The 14,969-nt window shown below is 62.5% G+C and carries 17 protein-coding genes; 14 read left to right on the forward strand and 3 right to left on the reverse strand.

Annotation, left to right across the window (positions count from 1 at the left end; translation table 11 throughout):
• Window positions 1-26 precede the first annotated feature (26 nt).
• From SCL_RS01310 to nirJ, 7 genes are all read left to right on the forward strand, one after another.
• Window positions 27-365: a c-type cytochrome gene (locus SCL_RS01310; protein WP_096359254.1), complete on the forward strand. Its 339-nt coding sequence runs from the start codon at window positions 27-29 to the stop codon at window positions 363-365.
• On the forward strand, window positions 355-1,524 hold the full coding sequence (locus SCL_RS01315) for a cytochrome D1 domain-containing protein (RefSeq protein ID WP_096359255.1): 1,170 nt from the start codon (window positions 355-357) through the stop codon (window positions 1,522-1,524). The genes SCL_RS01310 and SCL_RS01315 overlap by 11 nt, the downstream gene beginning before the upstream one ends.
• Complete coding sequence (locus SCL_RS13900) at window positions 1,521-1,979, forward strand: Lrp/AsnC family transcriptional regulator (protein ID WP_148664942.1); 459 nt, start codon at window positions 1,521-1,523, stop codon at window positions 1,977-1,979. The genes SCL_RS01315 and SCL_RS13900 overlap by 4 nt, the downstream gene beginning before the upstream one ends.
• A gap of 8 nt (window positions 1,980-1,987) precedes the next feature.
• Window positions 1,988-2,602: a siroheme decarboxylase subunit beta gene (ahbB, locus tag SCL_RS13905; RefSeq protein WP_197702668.1), complete on the forward strand. Its 615-nt coding sequence runs from the start codon at window positions 1,988-1,990 to the stop codon at window positions 2,600-2,602.
• Complete coding sequence (locus SCL_RS01325; protein WP_096359256.1) at window positions 2,602-3,045, forward strand: Lrp/AsnC family transcriptional regulator; 444 nt, start codon at window positions 2,602-2,604, stop codon at window positions 3,043-3,045. Before ahbB (SCL_RS13905) ends, SCL_RS01325 begins: the two co-directional genes overlap by 1 nt.
• Complete coding sequence (gene ahbB, locus SCL_RS01330; RefSeq protein WP_096359258.1) at window positions 3,042-3,563, forward strand: siroheme decarboxylase subunit beta; 522 nt, start codon at window positions 3,042-3,044, stop codon at window positions 3,561-3,563. The genes SCL_RS01325 and ahbB (SCL_RS01330) overlap by 4 nt, the downstream gene beginning before the upstream one ends.
• A gap of 97 nt (window positions 3,564-3,660) precedes the next feature.
• On the forward strand, window positions 3,661-4,863 hold the full coding sequence (gene nirJ, locus SCL_RS01335; protein WP_096359260.1) for a heme d1 biosynthesis radical SAM protein NirJ: 1,203 nt from the start codon (window positions 3,661-3,663) through the stop codon (window positions 4,861-4,863).
• A 56-nt stretch (window positions 4,864-4,919) separates the two neighbouring features.
• Here nirJ and SCL_RS01340 read toward each other — a convergent pair whose 3' ends face one another.
• Window positions 4,920-5,726, reverse strand: a complete 807-nt coding sequence (locus SCL_RS01340; protein ID WP_096359262.1) for an O-methyltransferase — start codon at window positions 5,724-5,726, stop codon at window positions 4,920-4,922.
• Window positions 5,727-5,979: 253 nt separating this feature from the next.
• Here SCL_RS01340 and SCL_RS01345 point away from each other — a divergent pair, with 253 nt between their 5' ends.
• From SCL_RS01345 to SCL_RS01375, 7 genes are all read left to right on the forward strand, one after another.
• Window positions 5,980-7,539, forward strand: a complete 1,560-nt coding sequence (locus SCL_RS01345; protein ID WP_096361789.1) for a cytochrome D1 domain-containing protein — start codon at window positions 5,980-5,982, stop codon at window positions 7,537-7,539.
• Between the two features lie 103 nt (window positions 7,540-7,642).
• Window positions 7,643-7,972, forward strand: coding sequence for a TusE/DsrC/DsvC family sulfur relay protein (locus SCL_RS01350; RefSeq protein WP_096359264.1), 330 nt, complete (start codon window positions 7,643-7,645; stop codon window positions 7,970-7,972).
• A 154-nt stretch (window positions 7,973-8,126) separates the two neighbouring features.
• A complete protein-coding gene (locus SCL_RS01355; protein ID WP_096359266.1) occupies window positions 8,127-9,479 on the forward strand; it encodes a TrpB-like pyridoxal phosphate-dependent enzyme in 1,353 nt (450 codons plus the stop codon).
• Between the two features lie 98 nt (window positions 9,480-9,577).
• The gene (locus SCL_RS01360; protein ID WP_096359268.1) at window positions 9,578-10,003 is read left to right on the forward strand and encodes an SseB family protein; all 426 of its coding nucleotides are present in this window, start codon (window positions 9,578-9,580) and stop codon (window positions 10,001-10,003) included.
• Between the two features lie 83 nt (window positions 10,004-10,086).
• Window positions 10,087-11,142, forward strand: a complete 1,056-nt coding sequence (locus tag SCL_RS01365; RefSeq protein WP_096359270.1) for a hypothetical protein — start codon at window positions 10,087-10,089, stop codon at window positions 11,140-11,142.
• Window positions 11,143-11,187: 45 nt separating this feature from the next.
• Window positions 11,188-12,342, forward strand: coding sequence for a phospholipase D-like domain-containing protein (locus tag SCL_RS01370; RefSeq protein ID WP_096359272.1), 1,155 nt, complete (start codon window positions 11,188-11,190; stop codon window positions 12,340-12,342).
• Window positions 12,343-12,472: 130 nt separating this feature from the next.
• Entirely contained in the window at window positions 12,473-13,003 is a 531-nt protein-coding gene (locus SCL_RS01375) for a glycine cleavage system transcriptional repressor (protein WP_096359275.1), read from the forward strand.
• A gap of 25 nt (window positions 13,004-13,028) precedes the next feature.
• On the opposite strand, the gene SCL_RS01380 is transcribed toward SCL_RS01375, so the two are convergent.
• Both SCL_RS01380 and SCL_RS01385 read right to left on the reverse strand, forming a co-directional pair.
• Window positions 13,029-13,721: a PEP-CTERM sorting domain-containing protein gene (locus SCL_RS01380; protein WP_148664943.1), complete on the reverse strand. Its 693-nt coding sequence runs from the start codon at window positions 13,719-13,721 to the stop codon at window positions 13,029-13,031.
• A gap of 146 nt (window positions 13,722-13,867) precedes the next feature.
• Complete coding sequence (locus SCL_RS01385; RefSeq protein ID WP_096359279.1) at window positions 13,868-14,821, reverse strand: phosphoribulokinase; 954 nt, start codon at window positions 14,819-14,821, stop codon at window positions 13,868-13,870.
• Window positions 14,822-14,969 lie beyond the last annotated feature (148 nt).

The following is a 14,969-nucleotide window of genomic DNA, read 5'->3' on the forward strand; positions in this document are numbered from 1 at the left end:
CCATCTTTACGAGAGAGCAGGTTCGCATGCGCAGGCCCAGGCATAAGACCGGCATCATTCTCGCGGCGCTGAGCGCGCTGTGGTCAGGCACGGCTTGCGCCGAAATCTCCGCGTCACGCCAGGCCGAACTGATGCACCTGCTGGTGCAGGACTGTGGCTCGTGTCACGGGTTGACGCTCAAGGGCGGGCTCGGACCGGCCCTGACCCGGGAGGCGCTGAACGGAAAGGCCCCCATCATGTTGCGCGAAGTCATTCTGCATGGCCGGCCGGGAACACCGATGCCGCCATGGAAAAGTTTCATGAGTGCGCCGGAAGCAGACTGGCTGGTGCAGGTTTTGCTCGAGGGCACGGCCGATGCGCCTTAAGGTTCTTCTCGTTTCATTCCTCGTTTTACTGGTTTCGGCCTGTGCCACCCCGCGTGGCACTGGCGACCTCGGCGTCATCATCGAGCGCGCCGCCGGCAGCGTGCAGATAGTGGAAACCACGACGCGCACGCGTCTGGCGCAAATTGCGGGGTTGGGCGACCTGTCGCACGCCTCGCTGGTGTATTCGCGCGACGCGCGCTACGCCTATGTCTTCGGGCGCGACGGTGGCCTGACCAAAGTGGACCTGCTGCGCGGGCGCATCGACAAGCGCATCGTGCAGGCGGGCAACGCCATCGGCGGGGCTATCTCGCAGGACGGGCGTCTGATCGCGGTTTCCAATTACGAGCCGGGCGGGGTAAAGATATTCACCGCCGACACGCTCGAACTGCTGGCCGACATTCCGGCCGGTTCGGGCGACAGCCAGCGCCGTTCCAAGGTGGTGGGGCTGGTGGATGCGCCGGGCGAGTGCTTCGTGTTCTCGCTCTATGACGCCGGCGAAATCTGGATCGCGGACATGCACGACCCGCGCCAGCCGCAGCTGCGTAAATTCACCCATATCGGCAAGCTGCCCTACGACGGCACGGTCACGCCCGACGGACGTTTTTATATCGCCGGACTCTTTGGCGAAGACGGCCTCGCGCTGCTCGACCTGTGGCAGCCGGACAAGGGCGTGCGCCGCGTGCTGGAAGGTTACGGACGCGGGCAGGAACCCTTGCCGGTCTTCAAGATGCCGCACATGGACTACTGGGCGCAGGCCGGCGGCAACGCCTACGTGCCGGCGGTGGGCAGATCCGAGGTGCTGGTGATCGACCAGAAAGACTGGAAAGAGGCGGGGCGCGTCGCCGTGGCCGGCCAGCCGGTGTTCGTGGTGGCGCGTCCCGACGGGCGCCAGGTGTGGGTGAATTTCGCGCCGCCGCACAACGACACGATACAGGTGATCGACACGCTGTCGCTCGCGGTGATTCGCACGCTCAAGCCCGGAAAAGCCGTGCTGCACATGGAATTCACCCCGCGCGGCGAACAGGTGTGGATGTCGGTGCGCGACGAGAACCGCGTGGACGTGTACGACACCGGCACGTTTGAGCGCGTGGCCTCCTTGCCCGCCGACAAGCCGAGCGGGATTTTCTTCACTCCGCGCGCACACCGGATTTCCCAATGAGGCCGGAACTCACCGAACTCGACCGCCACCTGCTCAACGATTTTCAGCAGGATTTCCCGCTGTCCGCCACGCCGTATGCGGACATGGCGCGCACTCTTGGTGTGAACGAGGAAGAGGTGCTGGCGCGCTTGCGCGAACTGAAACAGGCCGGCGCCATCAGCCGCGTGGGTGCAGTGGTGCGGCCGAACACGGTGGGGGTCAGCACGCTCGCGGCCATGGCGGTGCCGCCGGAGGAACTGGAGGCGGTCGCCGCCATCGTCAACGGCTATACCGAGGTGAATCACAATTACGAGCGCGAGCACCGCCTGAACCTGTGGTTCGTGGCGACCGCGCCGGACGTGGAGCACCTGACCGCGGTGCTGGACGAAATCGCCGGCCGCTGCGGTTACGAGGTCTTGTCCTTCCCGCTGGTGGAGGATTACCACATAGATTTGGGATTTGAGTTAAGAATATGACGAGGCGAATGAGTGCAAAATCTCACGGCAGTACGAACGAGCACAGCGAGGCAGGGATTCGTGCGAAATCTGCCATGCCGGAACTGAACGTCATCAAACATTCCGCGGCAACGCTACAGCGGCCCCCGGTGGACGAAGCCGACCGGCGTCTGCTGGCGGCGATCCAGCACGGATTGCCGCTGACCCCGCGGCCGTATGCCGGGATTGCGGCCGGACTGGGCATCTCCGAGGCAGAAGTGGTGGCGCGTTTGGCATACCTGAAGGAAGCCGGCGTGATCCGCCGTTTCGGCGTGGTGGTGCGGCATCACGAGCTCGGTTATTCCGCCAACGCCATGGTGGTGTGGGACGTGCCGGACGAACAGGTGACCGGGCTCGGACACTGCCTCGCCGGTTTCGATTTCATCACGCTCTGCTACCGGCGCCCGCGGCATCTGCCGCAGTGGCGCTACAACCTCTATTGCATGATCCACGGCAAGAGCCGCGAGGAGGTGCTGGCGCATCTCGAGTGGATGGTCAATCACTGCGGCCTGCAAAGTCTGCCGCATGAGGTGCTGTTCAGCCGCCGGCGTTTCAAGCAGCGCGGCGCGCTGTATGCGATGCCGGCCGGCGCGGGGACGCGATAATGGATACCACCGACCGCGACATCATCAACGATCTCCAGGGCGGTTTTCCGCTCAGCGAACGCCCGTATGCCGAGGCCGCGGCCAGGCTCGGCCTGACCGAGGACGAGCTGATCCGGCGCCTCGATGACCTGCTGGAAAAGGGCGCGCTTACCCGCTTCGCCCCGATGTATCACGCCGAGCGCCTGGGCGGGGCGCTCACGCTCGCGGCCATGAAAATTCCGGCCGATGAATTCGAGCGCGTGGCCGGGATCGTGAACGGTTTTCCCGAAGTGGCGCACAACTACGCGCGCGAGCATGAATTCAACATGTGGTTCGTGCTGGCGACCGAGACGCCGCAGCGTATCAACGAGGTCATCGGCGAGATCGAAAAGGCCACCGGTTATCGCGTGTACAACATGCCCAAGCTGGAGGAATTTTTCGTCGGCCTGAGGTTCGAGGCATGAGCGCCGCCACCGCCTTGCGCGGACAGCCGGCGGATACGGCACCGGCGCTCGACGCGCTCGACCGCCGCATCATCGTCGCGACGCAGGAAGGCCTGCCGCGCGTGAGCCGGCCGTATCATGCGATTGCGGAACAGCTGGGCGTCAGCGCCGGGGAAGTGATGGCGCGCCTGCAATGCATGCTCGACAGCGGCGTGATCCGCCGCATCGGCGCGGTGCCGAATCACTATCTGCTGGGTTACAAGGCCAATGGCATGTCGGTGTGGAACGTCCCGGATGAACGCATCCGCGAGCTGGGGCAGAAAATCGGCGCGCTCGATTTCGTCAGCCACTGCTACCATCGCCCGCGGCATCTGCCCGGCTGGCCGTATAATCTTTTCGCCATGGTGCACGGGCGTGATCGCCCGGAAGTGGAAGCCAAGGTGGCGCAGATCGCGGAGCTGCTGGGCGCGGCCGATCATGGCCATACGGTGCTGTACAGCACGCGTATTCTGAAAAAGACGGGTTTGAGAATTTCGTAGGTTGGGCTGAGCGCAGCGAAGCCCAACATGGGCGCAAATAGTTGGGTTTCGGCGCAATACGCCTCAACCCAACCTACATTAAGCCGAGTGAGGCAAGATGTTCCGGATATCGCAATACATGCAGGAAATCCTCAGCCCGACGCCGCTCGGGCCGAAGCGCAATCCGCCCGGGCCGGTGGTGATCTGGAACCTGATCCGCCGTTGCAACCTGACCTGCAAGCACTGTTATTCGATCTCGGCCGATACCGATTTCCCCGGCGAGCTGTCGACCGCCGAAGTGTTCAAGGTCATGGACGATCTCAAGGGCTTCCGTGTGCCGGTGCTGATCCTCTCGGGCGGCGAGCCGCTGATGCGTCCGGATATCTTCGATATCTCACGGCGCGCCAAACAGATGGGCTTTTACGTCGGCCTGTCCACCAACGGCACGCTGATCGACGAATCCAACATCGATCGCATCGCGGAAATCGGCTACGACTACGTCGGCATCAGCATCGACGGCCTGCGCGAGACCCACGACCGTTTCCGCCGTCTCGAAGGCGCCTACGACGCCTCGATGAAGGCGATCCGGCTGTGCCATCAAAAGGGCATCAAGGTCGGCATGCGCTTCACCATGACCCAGGACAACGCCAGCGAACTTCCCGATCTGTTGAATCTCATGGAGGCCGAAGGCATCGACAAGTTTTACCTGTCGCATCTCAATTACGCCGGCCGCGGCAACATCAACCGCAAGGACGACGTGATCCTCAAAACCACGCGCTGGGCCATGGACCTGCTGTTCGACCGTTGCCGGGACTACACGCAGCGCGGCCTGCACAAGGAATTCGTCACCGGCAACAACGACGCCGACGGCGTTTACCTGTTGTTCTGGGTACGCCGGCATTTCCCGCATCTGGAAGATCACATGCGCGCCAAGCTGGCGCAGTGGGGCGGCAATTCCTCGGGCGTGAACATCGCCAATATCGACAACCTCGGCAACGTCCATCCCGACACCTTCTGGTGGCATTACAGTCTGGGCAGCGTGAAAGAACGGCCGTTCTCGCAGATCTGGCAGGACACCTCCGACCCGCTCATGGCCGGGCTCAAGGCCAGCCCGCGTTCCATCAAGGGCCGCTGCGGCGCGTGTCGGTACTTCGACGTTTGCGGCGGCAACACGCGCGTGCGCGCGCACCAGCTCACCAACGATCCCTGGGCCGAGGACCCGGCCTGCTATCTCACCGACGAGGAAATCGGCGTCGAAGGGCTTGGGGAGCGTCTGCGGAACAGGCCGTATAGCCGCATTCCGGTGACCTCTGCAAAGTAATACATGTCCACGGCATCGCTGATTCGTTCAGCGAGCCTCCGATTAATTCAAAAATACTATGTCTTTCTGGTGTATCGCGAACCCGGGCGATGCCCGGTCCCGTCGTGTAGCTGCCACAGGGCCGGACTGGAATGCGCTCCCTGCGTTGGAGATTTTTCAAAAAATGCCGGAATGGTGATTTGAATAAAGGGCTTCTTGAAACCAAGCGTGCGGTAAGTGGTACCGAGTTCGTCTGCCCAGCGGATCGCTATCGCCTTCTCCTGCTCTCTTCCGGCGTCGTCGAGCAATATGGTGGCGCCCGGCTTGAGCCTTTGCTTCATGACGGGCAACAAACCATATCTTCCTCCGCGCGTGTGACCCGGAGGGCCGTCGCATACCACCATGACAAACTTGTCAGGCATCTGCTCCAAAGGAGCGGAATACCAGGAAAAATCCCCGAAATCCTTCAGCGGGCTGAAACACAAACGTACCGAGAGAATTTTAAATCTCCTGATATATCTGTTTACCCTTTTGTACCACAGTTGATCATGCTCGAGTGCCCAAACAGTATTTCCTGTGCTCTGTGCGATCACTCCAAGCAGAATTGTCGTTAATCCTGAGCCGCATTCCAAAATAGGCCCATGAGAGGCACACGCGAGTTGCAGACAACTTAACAAATATTCATTTGAAGCAGACCAGCCTTCGTTGCCCCAGCCGTAGATTAAATCGGAAATTACTGTGCCCGGTGCTGCGATAACACCCAGTGGATTTCGTGAAAATTTTGTTATGGCGCGCCAGAAAACAAAATCGCGATGCCGCACACGCACATACCGCCGCAGGGATTCAGGTAGTACCGCTTTGGGAACATTTAACAGGCTGGACACTTAAACGATATTCTCACATATTTTCCCAACCTGCGTATAATTCACGGGAATTCCGCGAGGTTTTGCCGTCGTCCGGCGGCCGCCCCCATGGTGAATTTATTGGCTCTGGCGCTGGGTAATTTGGAAAAGATGATTTTATGTCATGCCGGCGACAGCACGCTCAATCAGTCCGGAAATCGCAGCAATTAAATGACGCACCGCCTTTTGTCATAATGGCCAAAAGATGCCAAAGCATGCCAAACCAATCATGACCATGAAGCGCCACGCCTGGTTATTCATCATTCCTGCCCTTTTGTTTTTCTTGCAAGCCGCCACGGCAGATGAGGCAACGCCGCTGGCCAAATCCTATGCCGATCATTGCGCCTCCTGCCACGGCGCGGCCCGCCTGGGCGGTATGGGTCCGGCGCTGCTGCCGGAGAATCTGGGGAGGTTGAAGCGCGAGGAGGCGCAGGCCGTCATCAAGGATGGGCGCGCGCTGACGCAAATGCCGCCATTCCGCGACAAGCTTTCGGATGCGCAGATCAAGGCGCTGGCGGATTTCATCTACACGCCACCGGCGCAGACACCGATCTGGGAACTGGTGGACATGCGTGCCTCGCAGGTTATCCATCACAAGCCCGGGAGCCTGCCGGACAAGCCGGTGTTCAAGGCCGACCCGCTCAATCTCTTCATCGTGGTCGAGCTCGGCGATCACCACGCGACCCTGCTCGACGGCGACAAATTCGAGCCAATTATCCGGTTCCCGACGCGTTTCGCGCTGCACGGCGGGCCGAAATTCTCGCCCGACGGGCGCTTCGTCTATTTCGGTTCGCGCGACGGCTGGGTCAGCAAGTTCGATATCTACAACCTGAAATACGTTGCCGAGATCCGCGCCGGCATCAACATGCGCAACATCGCCGTCTCCGGCGACGGCCGCTTCGTGATCGCGGGCAATTACCTGCCGCATACCCTGGTGGTGCTGGATGCCGCGGACCTGACGCCGCTCAAGATCATCCCGGTGCGGGACGACGCCGGCAAAAGCTCGCGCGTCAGTGCAGTCTACGACGCCGCGCCGCGCAAGAGCTTCATCGCCGCGCTCAAGGACATTCCCGAGGTGTGGGAGATTCCTTACGACGACAAGGCCGAACCGGTCTATCCGGGGCTGGTGCACGACTACCGCCTGGGCGAGGCGATCGCCGAGAAAGGACCGTTCCCGGTACGCCGCATCCGGCTTGATGATTATCTCGACGATTTTTTCTTCGACCAGTCGTACGAGCACCTGATCGGCGCCGCGCGCAACGGCAAGAACGGCCAGGTGGTGAGCCTGATCGTGGGCCGCAAGATCGCCGACGTGGATTTGCCCGGCCTGCCGCATCTGGGATCGGGCATCACCTGGGATTACAAGGGGACCCCGGTGCTGGCCACGCCCAATCTCAAGGAAGGCACGATCACCGTCATCGACATGAAGACCTGGAAGACTATAAAGAACATCAAGACCCTTGGTCCGGGTTTTTTCATGCGTTCCCACGAAAACACGCCCTATGCCTGGGCCGATTCCATGTTCAGCCCGAACAAGGAAGCGCTCGAGATCATCGACAAGAACAAGCTGGAAGTCGTTAAAACCCTCCGGCCCTCACCCGGCAAGACCGCGGCGCACACCGAATTCACGCGCGACGGCAAATACGCGCTGGTGAGTATCTGGGAAATGGACGGCGCGCTGGTGGTGTACGACGCCGCGACCTTCAAGGAAGTGAAACGCCTGCCGATGAAAAAACCCTCGGGCAAGTACAACGTTTACAACAAGATCACCCGTTCGGCGGGCACCAGCCACTGAATCCCACACCGGTTGTATCAGTATCCGCACGCCTTTCCGGAATCGGGCGCATAATGAATTTGTATGAAACCCCATCCTCCGGAAAACCGGAAAGGAGGCGCACATGCCCCAGGTACAGGAACGGCTGGAAGTCGAATTCGACGAGGACGGTTTGTTGCGGAACCCCGCGCAGTGGAACGAAACCGTCGCGCAGCAAATCGCGTGGCACGATGGCATCGGCCAGCTCACGGACGATCACTGGGAAATCATCCGTTCGCTGCGGGATCATTACGCGAAGTTCGGTGTGGCCCCCGCCATGAGTCACGTCTGCCGCAGCCACGGCAAGGACCGGCACTGGATACATGACCTGTTTCACTCCTGTCTCGGTGCCTGGCGCGTCGCGGGCCTGCCCAATCCGGGCGAGGAAGCCAAGGCCTATCTGAGCGGCATGTAGCCCGACCACCGACCCGGTCCCGGTGTTTGACCCAGATCAAGCAAGCCGGACGATCGCGCGGTATCCTCTTCCAGGCTGAATGCATCACCGGCCCTTCCGGCGCCGACCCTCGGCGCGGAAATTTTCTTGTGCATTGGTGTTGGGGGAGAACGACATGCCTCAGACAAAAATCCTGCTCGACGAATCCGAGATTCCGACCCACTGGTACAACGTCGTCGCCGACATGCCGAATCCGCCGACACCGCCGCTCGGCCCCGACGGCAAGCCGATCCCGCCGCAGGCGCTGGGCGCGATCTTTCCCGAGGCGCTGATCCAGCAGGAGATGTCCGGCGAACGCTGGATACCGGTCCCGGAGCCGGTGCGCGAGATTTACCGCCTGTGGCGCCCGAGCCCGCTGTTTCGCGCGTACCGGCTGGAACAGGTGCTGGGTACCCCCGCGAAGATCTATTACAAGTACGAAGGCGTGAGCCCGGCCGGTTCGCACAAGCCCAACACCGCCGTGCCACAGGCCTGGTACAACCAGCAGGCCGGCATCAGGCGTCTCACCACCGAAACCGGTGCCGGCCAATGGGGCTCGGCGCTGGCGCTGGCCGGACAGATGTTCGGCATGAAAATCCGCGTGTACATGGTCAAGGTGAGCTACGAGCAGAAACCGTTCCGCCGCTCGATGATGCAGACCTGGGGCGCGGAGGTGTTCGCCAGCCCCACCGACATGACCGAATCCGGTCGCAAGATTCTCGCCGCCGACCCGGCCAGCCAGGGTTCGCTCGGCATCGCCATCTCCGAGGCGGTGGAAGAGGCGGCCTCGCGCAAGGACACGAACTACAGTCTCGGCTCCGTGCTCAACCACGTGCTGCTGCACCAGACCGTGATCGGTCTCGAAGCCAAAAAGCAGCTGGAGAAGATTGGTGAATACCCCGACGTGGTGCTGGCTGCCTGCGGCGGCGGTTCCAACTTCGGCGGCATCGCGTTTCCGTTCTTCGCCGACAAGGCCGCCGGCAAGAAGGTGCGTCTCATCGCGGTCGAGCCGACTTCCTGCCCGACGCTGACCAAGGGCCAATACGCCTACGACTTCGGCGACGCGGTCGGCCTCACGCCGTTGATGAAGATGTACACGCTCGGACATGACTTCATGCCGCCGGGCATCCACGCCGGCGGTCTGCGCTATCACGGCGACTCGCCGCTGGTATCGCAGCTGTATCACGAGAAGCTCATCGAGGCGGTGGCGGTGCCGCAGCTCGCCACCTTCGAGGCCGGCGTCATGTTCGCGCGCGCCGAGGGCATCATCCCGGCGCCGGAATCCTGCCATCCGGTGCGCGCCGCGATCGACGAAGCCATGAAGTGCAAGAAATCCGGCGAAGCGAAGACCATCCTGTTCAACCTCTCCGGCCACGGCCACTTCGACATGGCCTCCTACGACAAATACTTCAGCGGCCAGCTGGAAGACTATGAATACCCGGCGGCCGCGGTGGCCGCCTCGATGCAAAGGCTGCCCAGGGTCGGCTGAGCCCGGCCGGAAAAACCGGCGCAATTCCGCAACATTCACAGGGTTGCATTCGGCTCCGGGATACCCGAGCATGGCGGCTCATTTTTCCGGAACCCGCCATGACCGCCACCGAAGCCCGCAACGAACTGGAAGCAAAAATCCTCGAGGCGCAGGAAGGCCGCATCACCAGCGACGACCTGCTCCAGACGCTCATGGGCTCGCAGGTGTTCATGCCGGTGCAGGACGAAAAGGCGCCGGTGCTCAACGTGCAGCGCTCCACGCGCGCGCAGCCGCTGGTGCTGTCGGCCGAGGAGGGCACGCCTATCCTGGTGCTGTTCTCCAGCCCCGAGCGCGCCAAGCCTTTCCTCGTGGACTACCCCGGTTTCACCGGCGGCATTCTCGAATCCTTCAAATGGGTGCTGCAGAACATGGGCAGCGGCTACGGCATCATGCTCAATCCCGACTCCGAAGTCGGGTTCGACATGGAACCCGAGACGGTGCAGGACCTGATCCGGCAGCTCGCCGACAGCGAAACCCAGCACTGAACGCCGTTTCGCGCCGACCCTCCCCTTGCGGACGCGGGAGGTATATCCTGTGGCGGCATTGATGGGGGACGGGACAAACGAACATGGGGCGATGGGTGCGTTCGGTGTTCATGGCAGCGGGCCTGTTACCGATGGCGGCGCTGGCGAACCCGTTTTCCGCGTTGCCGCTGTTGCCCACCGCTGACATCCCGGCCTCCGGAAAAATCCTTACGACCCTGGAAAACGGCGATTACGTGCTGCCGCGTTTCTCGCCCGACGCACGCTACCTCGCGTTCGCCCATGTCGTCATGCAGGGCAATACCGAGCTGACGGAAATCCAGGCGCTCGATCTCAAGACGTTCAAGGTCACCACCCTGCTCGACACCAAGGGCTCACTCGAATTCGCGGTGTACAAGAGTTTCGTCTCCGGTTTTTTCTGGACCGACGCCACCACGCTCAAGGCCGGGATCTCGGACGGCGACGTGAACGGCGTCAACCTGATTTTCGACGTGGCCGCCGGCAAGCTGGTCTCCAAAAAACCGTTCTCGCACGCCGACGACATGCCTGAGACGGAGGAGGCGCCGGCCCCGGACCTGACCGCCGCGTTTCCCAACCTGCCGCCGCCGGTGCTGGCGAATGCGCTGGCCAACGGATTCAGGGCCGGCGAAAAGAAATACGTGGTGCAGAAGAATTACTGGAAGCAGGACAATCACATATGGCTGCTCGACGCCGGCAGCCGGCAGCTGACCCGGCTGGTGGACATCCCCGAGCCATGGATTTACAGCCTGCGCGGCGCGTTCGCCTCGGGCAATGCCATCATCCTGCTCGTGGCCTGGGGTCAGGAGGCGTGGCTGGCGCGGCATGCCGGCGGCAGGCTGGAGCTGCTTTACCGTTTCCCGGTGAAGAACTACCAGCAGACTGCCCTGCGCGTCGAGCACGCACGCGGCGAGCGCGTGCTGTTCCAGGTCAGCACCGGACCGGACTATGAAAAACGGGAGAGCTTCCTGTTTGTTTACGACCGGTCGGGACTCCGCAGGATCAGGGAAACCGCGCCGATCTACGACCTCGACGTGGACACCGAGGGCAGGCTGTTGTGCCTGTCGCTGTGGAAGGGAAACAACCGCCGGCTGGTCGTCAGGGAGTGGAAGGACCCCCGCTGAGCAGATCGCCGCCGGACACGGGACCGGACGCTGTCGCGATTCTTCATGAAAGCCAAACCGCTGCGCAAATACCTGTTTCCCTGGCGTCACGGCAACCGCCTGGAGCTGCTGGTGGACGGACAGCGGTTTTTTCCGCGCATGCTGGAGGCCATCGACGGCGCGCGCCGGCACGTGCTGCTGGAAATCTATCTGTTCGAGTCGGGCGTGGTGGCCACGCGCTTCATCGAGGCACTGACGCGCGCCGCCGGCCGCGGCGTGGCCGTGAGGCTCCTGCTCGATGACTTCGGCGCGCTCGGACTGTCCCGGCCGGACCGGGAACGGCTCGTGCTAGGCGGCGTCGAGCTGGCGTTCTACAACCCGCTGCGTTTTCACAAACACCTGCGCAACATGTTCCGCGATCACCGCAAATTGATGGTGGTGGACGGTGAGCTGGCCTTTGTCGGCGGTACCGGCATCACCGATGACTTCGACATGCCGGGACATCCCGGGAGAAGCTGGCGCGAGACCGCGGTGCGTGTGCAGGGCCCTGTGGTGGCGGACTGGCAGGCGCTGTTCCGACGCGCGTGGAATCGCCATGCCCCGAAACCGCTGACCCTGTCCAGGGCCGAACCGCCGGCCGCGGCTGACGGCATGCCGGGGCGCGTCACGGTCTCCAGCGCCCTGGCGCGCCAGGAGATCAAGCGCTCGCTGTACAGCCGCGCGCGCCGCGCCAAGCAACGCCTGTGGATCGCCACCGCCTATTTCGTGCCCTCGCGCAAGCTGCGGCGCGTGCTCGAGCAGGCCGACCGGCGCGGCGTGGACGTGCGGTTGCTGCTGCCCGGAGCGCACACCGACCACCCGGGCGTGCGCCACGCCGGGCGGCGCTTCTACGAAGGCCTGTTGCAGGCCGGGGTGCGCATTTTCGAGTACCAGCCGCGGTTTCTGCACGCCAAGACCGTGCTGTGTGACGACTGGGTTTCGATCGGTTCGAGCAATCTCGACCGCTGGAACCTGCGCTGGAACCTCGAGGCCAATCAGGAAGTGGAGGACGCCGCGTTTGCGCAGGCGGTGCAGTCCATGTTCGAAGAGGACTTCCGCCACAGCGTCGAGTGCCGCTACGAGGACTGGCGCCGCCGTCCGTGGTATGCCCGCTGGCGCGAACGCTGGTGGGGCCGGGTGGACATGTGGCTCGAGAGTCTGGGGCGGCGCAAGGCGCGCTGATGACGGCGGATGTCGGGCGCCCGCCGCGCCCGCGCAGACGGAATGAATTTATCCGGCTGGCTGGGAAGGGATGTTTGACGATAAAATCCGGTCCCGACCTGGCCGATCGAGGCCTGATTCCCGCCCCGCCATGAAAAAATATTTCGTCATTTCCGCGCTCGGCAAGGACCGTCCCGGCATCGTCCACGAATTGTCCAAGGCCATCCTCGACAGCGGTTGCAACGTCGAGGACAGCCGCATGACCGTGCTCGGCGGCGAGTTCGCCCTGATCCTGATGGTTTCCGGCCATTGGGGCGCGATCACGCGCCTGGAACGGCAATTGCCGCCGCTGGAGAAAAAGCTCGAGCTGACCATCGTGTCGAAACACACCGAGCCGCGCGCGAACGCGCAGGATCGGGTGCCCTACACGGTGGACGTGGTGGCCATGGACCACCCCGGCATCGTGCACGAGGTCGCGGATTTTTTCGCCAGCCGCGACATCAACATCGAGGAGCTGGGCACCTGGACCTATCCCGCGGCACACACCGGCACGGCCATGTTCTCGCTCAACCTGACCGTGAGCATCCCGGCCGGCGTGCACATCGGCCGCCTGCGCGACGAGTTTACCGGCTTCTGCGACAACCTCAATCTGGACGCGACCATCGAGCCGTCGCGCCACTGATGGCGCGCGTCCAGGCGTATTGTCCTCAGTTATTCTCCGATTTCCGCCGCCGCAGTACGCCGATCAGTCCCAGCAAGCCGGAACCGAACAGCCAGAAAGTCGCCGGCACCGGCACCGGACTTGCTGTGCCTTCCAGAACCCAATGACTGATGCATTCATCCGGGTTAACGCACGCTATTTGCCCCATCGTGCGACTGTCCCAATACAGGGTGTAAGCATGTGTTACCGGATTCCATGTTCCGGTTGCCATGGCCCAGGTGACGCCGTCGTTTCTGCCGGTGCCGGTGATGAAATCACCGTCGTTCCACGTGCCGAACAGGCTGGAAAGATCCAGGGTAATGGTGCCTGCTACGTTGTCCAAGGTGCCGCTGGGAACGGGACCGCCGGTGAACGTGCCGGCTGGGCTGAGCGTATCGCCGAGACTCGCCGCCGCCGTATAAAGACTGACAGGAGAGCCATACCAATCAAAGGAAGCTATGCCGTAGGGGTCATAAGCTGACGCAAGCAGACTGGCGCCTCCCGAGCCGATATATCCGCCGACGAGATTGGTATTGGGACCAATGTAGTTGAACGCGGCAGGGGCGGGAAGAAAACCGTCAACAACGACGCTGCCGCCAGTGATGTTCATGCTGCCTATGGAATAAGTCGCGGCGGATACTGTGTGAGGCAGGAAGGACAGGCACAGCGCCAGCGCCATGGAAGTTGCAAGGCGTATCATGTTTTCCTCCAGTGATGTGTTGTTTATTGTCGGGCCGAGGCCCTGCCGGCTGTCCCGCGCCGATGCGCTCTTCCCGGAGCTTTTTATTTGCCACAATATCTTACGCCCTGTCTCGCATTTTTTGCCACGGGCCGGCGGGCGTCCCGCTAACTGCCAGTTTTGTTGCGTTTTTCCAGCATCTCGTGCACCAGCGGCGTGCAGACGATTTCCAGCGCCATGCGCATCTTGCCGCCCGGGATGACCATGGTGTTGGGGCGCGACATGTAGGAATCGTGGACGCGTTTCAGGATATTGGGGAAATAGTATTTTCCCGGCTCGCGGAAGCGGATCACCACGACGCTTTCATCCGCGCTTGGCACGTCGCGCGCGATGAAGGGGTTGGAGGTGTCCACCACCGGCACGCGCTGAAAATTGATGTCGGTGATGGAGAACTGCGGCGTAATGTAATGGGTGTAGTCGCGCAGACGCCGCAGGATTGAATCAATGACGGCTTCCGGGGTATGCCCCTTGACGCGGGTGTCGCGGTGGATGTTCTGGATCCATTCGAGATTCACCACCGGCACCACCCCGATCAGCAGGTCCACGTGCTGGGCCACGTCCACGCCATTGTTGCCGTCGTCGGCGTTGCGGCGCTCGATGACCACGGGGTTGTGCGACGGGCTCAGTTTGCGCCGCGTCCAGTTGCGCGCCACCATGCCGCCGTGCAGGCCTTCGTAAAACAGCAGGTCGGTTTCCGCCGGCACCGGGCGCCACGGGGTGAAGGTTCCCGGCGGCAGGCCGCCGAATTCATGACTGTTGTCCTCGGTCACGTAATGCCGCACCTGGCCGGTGCCGCGCTCGGCGTATTCCTTGAATAAAGCTTCGAGCCGCTCCAGCTGGTGCAGCTCCGGGCCGAACAGGGTCAGGGTTTCCCCCTCGGCCTGCGCCTGCCGGATGAGGCGATTGCTTTCCTCCCGTTCGTGGAGCAGGAAGGCATCGCCCTCGACGAAGGCCGCCGAGATGCCCTCACGGCGGAAAAGATCCTTGAACGCCTGCTGCACGGTGGTGGTGCCGGCGCCCGAGGAGCCGGTGACCGCGACGATGGGAAATTTGCTGGACATGGAATGTGAGCCCGTGTGCCGGTGAATAGCCCTATCTTCTTGGTTTTCATGGGCGCCGGTCAACGGCGGGCGTGACCCGGCCGCCGTCAGACGACTATGGTCATGTTTTGCCGGGTATTTTGCGCGCCCGGGAACGTCGCCGGATGCA

Source organism: Sulfuricaulis limicola (genome assembly GCF_002355735.1).
In the GTDB taxonomy this organism is placed as follows: domain Bacteria; phylum Pseudomonadota; class Gammaproteobacteria; order Acidiferrobacterales; family Sulfurifustaceae; genus Sulfuricaulis; species Sulfuricaulis limicola.